6 protein-coding genes are annotated in these 6,360 nt (G+C 47.4%); 4 read left to right on the top strand and 2 right to left on the bottom strand.

Annotated features, from left to right (window positions below; genetic code table 11):
* Nucleotides 1-87 precede the first annotated feature (87 nt).
* From RIH33_RS00550 to RIH33_RS00560, 3 genes are all read left to right on the top strand, one after another.
* Nucleotides 88-1,914, top strand: coding sequence for a DUF885 domain-containing protein (locus tag RIH33_RS00550; protein ID WP_406651692.1), 1,827 nt, complete (start codon nucleotides 88-90; stop codon nucleotides 1,912-1,914).
* Nucleotides 1,915-2,062: 148 nt separating this feature from the next.
* Nucleotides 2,063-2,281, top strand: coding sequence for a DUF6364 family protein (locus RIH33_RS00555; RefSeq protein WP_406651693.1), 219 nt, complete (start codon nucleotides 2,063-2,065; stop codon nucleotides 2,279-2,281).
* 111 nt (nucleotides 2,282-2,392) lie between these two features.
* A complete protein-coding gene (locus RIH33_RS00560) occupies nucleotides 2,393-2,686 on the top strand; it encodes a PIN domain-containing protein (protein ID WP_406651694.1) in 294 nt (97 codons plus the stop codon).
* Between the two features lie 2 nt (nucleotides 2,687-2,688).
* On the opposite strand, the gene RIH33_RS00565 is transcribed toward RIH33_RS00560, so the two are convergent.
* Nucleotides 2,689-5,622, bottom strand: a complete 2,934-nt coding sequence (locus tag RIH33_RS00565; RefSeq protein WP_406651695.1) for a DNA polymerase III subunit alpha — start codon at nucleotides 5,620-5,622, stop codon at nucleotides 2,689-2,691.
* A gap of 79 nt (nucleotides 5,623-5,701) precedes the next feature.
* Between RIH33_RS00565 and RIH33_RS00570 the strand changes: the two genes are divergently transcribed.
* A complete protein-coding gene (locus tag RIH33_RS00570) occupies nucleotides 5,702-5,980 on the top strand; it encodes a DUF6922 domain-containing protein (protein WP_406651696.1) in 279 nt (92 codons plus the stop codon).
* Nucleotides 5,981-6,018: 38 nt separating this feature from the next.
* On the opposite strand, the gene RIH33_RS00575 is transcribed toward RIH33_RS00570, so the two are convergent.
* The coding region (locus RIH33_RS00575) for a Uma2 family endonuclease (protein ID WP_406651697.1) at nucleotides 6,019-6,360 on the bottom strand (342 nt) is incomplete at its 5' end.

Here is a 6,360-nt window from a genome sequence, read left to right on the forward strand (position 1 = left end):
TCAAAAAGCAGTACCAACTCATCCCTTTAAAGCCGCCAAAACAGCCAATAATCATTACTTTACAGCTGATTAAACCAAAAAAACCTTATGAAAAAGACTTTGCGATATACACCCACACTGCTACTTGCTGTAGTAATGCTGGCGTGTACCCCACCTACTGAAAAAACCTTCACCCCCGAAGAGATGGCCGCCGAATCAGAAAAAGCCCTTGCTTTCTTTGACAAAGCGTTTGATGAAATGGTAGACCGCTACCCTGTGTATCAATCTTACCTGGGCATCAAAAAGGACTATGGAAAATGGGATGACATCTCTGACGAGATGGACCAAAAGGAATTGGAGTTCACAAAAGCTAATCTCCAATACCTCGTTGATAGCATCAACTACGATGCCCTGGACTACCAATCCAAACTCAGTTATGACCTTTTCAAAACGGACGCTGAAAACTCAATTGCCGATTTCAAATACCGCCAGTATAGCTATCCCGTGCATCAGATGCGTGGCACACACACCATGGTAGCCTCTATGCTTATCAACATACACAGTATAGCAGACTCCAGTGATGCTGCAGCCTACGTGTCCCGACTCAATGGCGTAGATCAGCTTTTTGATCAGCTCATTGTTAACCTGCAATCACGTGAAGCACTTGGTATCGTACCTCCGAAATTTGTCTACCCCAGGGTGTTAGAGGCTTGCGCCAATATCATCAGCGGTACGCCCATCGACAAAAGCGCCGAGCAGAATGCCATCTACGCAGACTTTTCCGGCAAGGTGGAGGCCCTGGAACTGGATGCAGCTACTAAAGCAGCTTTCCTTGCCGGTGCTGAGGATGCACTCATCAACACCGTGAAACCAGCCTACGAAAAACTCATTGACTTCCTCAAGGATCAGGAAACCCGTGCAACCTCTGATGATGGTGCCTGGAAGTTTCCAAATGGTGAAGCATTTTATAACAATGCCCTCCAACGAACCACCACCACCAACCTAACCTCCGAAGAGATTCATGAAATAGGTCTGAAAGAAGTGGCACGTATCCACGGCGAGATGCGTGAGATCATGAATCAGGTGAACTTTGAAGGCGAGCTACAGGACTTCTTCGAGTTTCTGAAAACAGACGATCAGTTTTACTACCCGGATACAGACGAAGGCAAAGTGGCCTACATCGACAGTGCTACCACCATCATTGACAACATGCGTCAGCAACTGGACAACCTCTTTCTTACCAAACCCAAGGCCGACATTACGGTGAAACGTGTGGAAGCTTTCCGTGAAGAATCAGCCGGTAAGGCCTTCTACCAGGCGCCAGCACCGGACGGCTCCCGCCCGGGCACCTATTATGCGAACCTTTCCAGTACTAAAAATATGCCCAAGTATGAGATGGAAGCCCTGGCTTACCACGAAGGCATCCCAGGCCATCACATGGACCGGAGCATTTCTCAGGAGTTGACAGGTATCCCTAAGTTTAGAAAATACGGTGGTTACACGGCCTATGTAGAGGGCTGGGGACTGTACTGTGAGTATATACCCAAAGAAATGGGCATGTATGCCAACCCTTACTCCGACTATGGCCGCTTGGCCATGGAACTTTGGAGAGCCTGTCGACTGGTGGTAGACACCGGCATCCACTCCAAAAAGTGGACCCGTGATGAAGGAATCGCCTACTACCAGACCAATACCTCCGGGAGCGAGCGCGAATGTGTGCGCATGGTGGAGCGCCACATCGTGATGCCATCTCAGGCTACAGCCTATAAAATAGGGATGCTGAAAATCCTTGAGCTTAGGGAAAAAGCACAAACCGAAATGGGCGATGCCTTTGACCTGCGTGAATTTCATGATGTGGTGCTAACGAGCGGTGCCGTGCCACTCAACGTACTGGAAGATCTTGTGAACCGTTACATTGCCAGCAAAGCGATATAAATCACCTTTAAGGAAACGATTTTAAACCCCGCGCCGATCTGTGATCGGCGCGGGGTTCTTTTTTTAAGAGACCACTCTGACTATTCAAAATTATTGACTGGAAACCATTCATTTTGATAGGATGTTATTACACATAATAAGTGTGATCATGAAAAACATAACACTCTCCATACCCGATGAGCTACTCCAAAAAAGCCGTGAGTACGCTAAGAAAAATGGCACTACCGTCAACAACATGGTTAGAATATTGCTCAAAAACACGATTGAAGCAAAAAGTGGATTCTCTGAAATTGAAAACTCTATCTCTACGCTTGGTATAAAGACGAGGGTTTATTCGTTCAATCGAGATGAGCTCTATGAAAGGTAAAGTATTCATAGACACCAGCGTTCTCATCTATTTGTTCAGCTCCGATGAACCAGAAAAAAGAATTCACTGCAACAAATTACTGAGTTCACTAGAAAAAGAAAACGTATTGGCATGGAGCACTCAGCTCAGGAATTTTACAATGCGCTGAACAGAAAGCTTGGTGTACCGCCGCAAAAAATTAAAAATTATTTCAGCTATTTCGGCAATTTTGAACTTGTAGTCAATAACATGACTACAATAAATACTGCCATAGATATACAAACCAACAATCAACTAAGCTTTTGGGACTCCCTGATCATAAGTGCAGCTCATCAGGCCAACTGTACTATCCTGCTGTCTGAAGACCTCACTCACGGCCAAAAAATCAACACCCTGACGATTAAAAACCCCTTTGTGAATGATTGACGCTACATCTCCATCGTCATATACTTTAGCCGCTTCATGGCATTCACCTCCACACTGATCGCATCAAACTCCTCCATCACCTTTCCCCGCATCAGGTAGATCCCCTTGCCGGTGAAAGGAAACTTCTTAGCCACAGGTGGAAAATGCACCGTATCAATAAAATCACCTGCCTCGTCCAGAAAAGTTCCAAAATACATCCGGTCTCCCTTGGAGGTACTGGTGTGCTTGGTAGCTACCAGGTACCCCATCACCAGCACCACCTGATTGATGTGTAACGGGAGCTTGTTGGCAGGCACACAATCGTTGCGCTTTTCACTCAGCAGATTAAACGGACTCTCCAGCGGAAACCCCAGCAGCTCCACCTCATCATAAACATCCTCGATAGCCTCGTGCTCGATCTCAGGAAGTTTATATTTCTTCACCGGGGGATCGAAAAGTGAAAGTTTGTTCTGGCTCTTACCTGTATTGCCCAGCAGGAAGTACGCATGCCACAGCAAGGCTTTTTTATCCTTTCCGGTAAACCGAAATGCTCCTATCCTAACCAACAAACTCAGCTGATCCAATGAAACACTCACCCGCTTCACGAAATCATCCACTGACAAAAACGCTCCGTTTTTTTGCCGATCCACCAACACCTCCTGCACGGTATTGTGCTCCAGTTCCTTGATGAAGTTCAGGCCTAAATAGATCGTTTTACCTCTGATAATCGTCTCGTTTTCACTTGTATTGACACACGGCAACTGGATATCCGCACCATGCATGCGGGCCTCATGGATGTATAATTCCCGACTATAAAATCCGCCACCATTATTGATCACGGCCACCATAAACTCCAGCGGATAATGTGACTTCAGAAACATACTCTGGTAGCTCTCTATGGCGTAAGAAGCCGAGTGCCCTTTAGCAAAAGCATAGCCCGCAAAGCTTTCGATCTGCCGCCACACATCCGCACTCACCGTCGGCTCGTACCCTTTGGCCTCACAGTTGGCAAAAAACTTATCCCTCACCTGCTGAAACTCCTCCCGCGATCGGTACTTACCCGACATCCCCCTGCGGAGCACATCCGCTTCCGCCAGCGTGAGCCCGGCAAAATAGTGTGCCACTTTGATCACATCCTCCTGATACACCATGATTCCATAGGTATCAGGCATGATCTTCCAGAGCACCGGATGAGCCTCTTTTCGCTTGTCGGGAATCCTGAAACGCAGAATATACTCCCGCATCATCCCTGATTTGGCCACACCCGGCCGGATGATAGAGCTGGCGGCCACCAGGGTGAGATAGTCCTCTGCACGCAGTTTCGTCAGCAACATGCGCATGGCCGGAGACTCCACATAAAAACACCCGATCGCCTTTGCCTCCCGTAGGTTGATTTTCACCAGCTCATCCTCCTTGAAAAGTTTGATGTCGTGGATGTCTATAGGCAACCTGTCCGGCTGGTTTTCACGAATGATCTCCAGCGCATCCTTGATTTTACCCAGTCCCCGCTGCCCCAATACATCAAACTTATACAGTCCAACGTCTTCAGCAATGTGCATATCAAAGTGGGTGAGCGGAAAGCCCTTGGGCGGTAGCGATGTGGCTGTATAATAGTGAATCGGTCGCTCTGAGATAATAATGCCGCCAGCATGTACGCTCAGGTGACTGGGAAAACCCGACAGTCGATCGCCATAAGTAAGGATAAGCCGTGCGTGATGATCCAGCTCCTGTTCGGGTGTCTTTTGAAGCCGCTCTATTTCATAAGGAGGTACCCCAAAAACCTTCCCCACCTCCCTGATTACCGCACGCCACTGAAAGGTGCTGTGCGTGGCCAGCAATACCACGTTTTCATACCGATCAAAAATATAGCGGGTCACATCCTCCCTGTCCCACGAAGAAAAATCCATATCAAAGTCGGGCGGACTTTTTCTGAAAAGATTGATAAATCGCTCAAAGTACAGGTCCAGCTCAATGGGATCCACATCGGTAATGCGTAGTAGGTAAGCCACCACACTATTGGCCCCACTCCCACGCCCTACATAGAAATAACCCTGGTCGCGGGCGTACTTCACAATGTCCCAACTGATGAGGAAATAGGATAAATATCCCATCTGACGAATCACACTCAGCTCTGTAATGACTCGCCTTCTGATGGTAAATGCCGGGCGCTCACCATATCGGTAAGTCAAACCCGCCAGACAAAGCTGCCGCACCTTTTGATAATCAGACTCCTGGCTACCCGTCCATGTTTTCAGGTTCTGAGAAGTAGCTTCAGGCCCCAGGATGAAGTTAATCTGGCTAGATTGGATAACCATCTTCAGGTTTTCAAATGCCTCGGGTAGCTCCTGATAATAGTCCGTGAGTTGCTTTTTGGTTAAAAAAACATCCTCCCGATGCGCTGTATCAGCGTCACCCAGCTTGCTCACCAGTGTATTGAGGTCGATGGCACGCAGCACACAGTGCAGCTCAAAGTCCACCTCCTCCGGCAAAGTATACACCGGGCAGGCTATCAATTTCTCTCTGGGCAGCTTACTCAAAAACCTGATCCTGGTCACTTCACGAGGCTTCACCGCCAGGTATTCATAAGGCTTCAAAGCACGAGTGGGGATATTCGCCTGAGGATAGATCACAAAACACTCCTGAAGCTCATCGGTGAAAGCAGGAATGGGCACACCTGTATGCAAGTGCTTAGACAAAAAGGCATTGATCGACTGAAATCCATCATTGTTTCTGGCTACCGCCACAAACTGCTGTTCAGCGCCATTTCTGAAATCCACCCCCAGGAGCGGCCGGATACCCTGCTTCTGTGCCTGGCGAACAAACTCCAGACTACCGGCCGTGCTATTGATATCAGTAAGTGCCAATGTACGCACATGATTACGCACGGCCCACTCCATCAGCCTGTCGATGGACAGCAAACCGTATTTGAAACTGAAGTATGAATGGACATTAAGCACATGTAAATCTAATAATTTTAGTAATAACTATTTTTATTAGTATTTACTAATTCGTTCAATTATTGTACTTTCGGAATTAATGATTCAGTCCAACAAGCCTGCTTTCAACCCTCGGATTTTTTGGGATGTAGATTATGATCAACTCGATGTGGACACCAAGACTGAATTTGTAATTGTGAGGGTATTCGAAAGAGGTGACACACCTGATATCAGAAAATGTCGCAAGTATTTTGGTGACCAAAAAATCACCGACACACTACTCAATACCAAACACCTCTCCAAGCATCGCCTCTATCTCGCCAGTGCAATTATCAACAAACCAATATCTTCATTCAGGTGCTACACTGTGAAACTGTAGGTCCAACAAAAAGTAAGGGAGCACCTTGAATAATCGTTTCACCTCACCTCTTCAAATACCTCCTCCAGCTTGATCACAAACCCCTCCAGCACGCTCGAACTCACCGTATCCTCCCGCACAAACTTACCACGAGAGGCATATCGCCCTTCTAAGAGATCGTAGATTTCAAGCACATTTTCACCTGGATACACTACCCAGTACTCCTTTACACCATGCTCTTCATAGAGGTGGTATTTTTCATTGAGATCTTTGGAAGCTGTAGCTGGTGAAAGAATCTCCACCACCAGATCCGGTGCGCCTTTGCACCCGGCATCATCCAGCTTAGCTGAATCACAAACCACACATATATCCGGCTGAACTACCGTGAAGGTCTGGTCGTC

This window comes from Marinoscillum sp., from assembly GCF_040222955.1.
Lineage (GTDB): Bacteria > Bacteroidota > Bacteroidia > Cytophagales > Cyclobacteriaceae > Marinoscillum.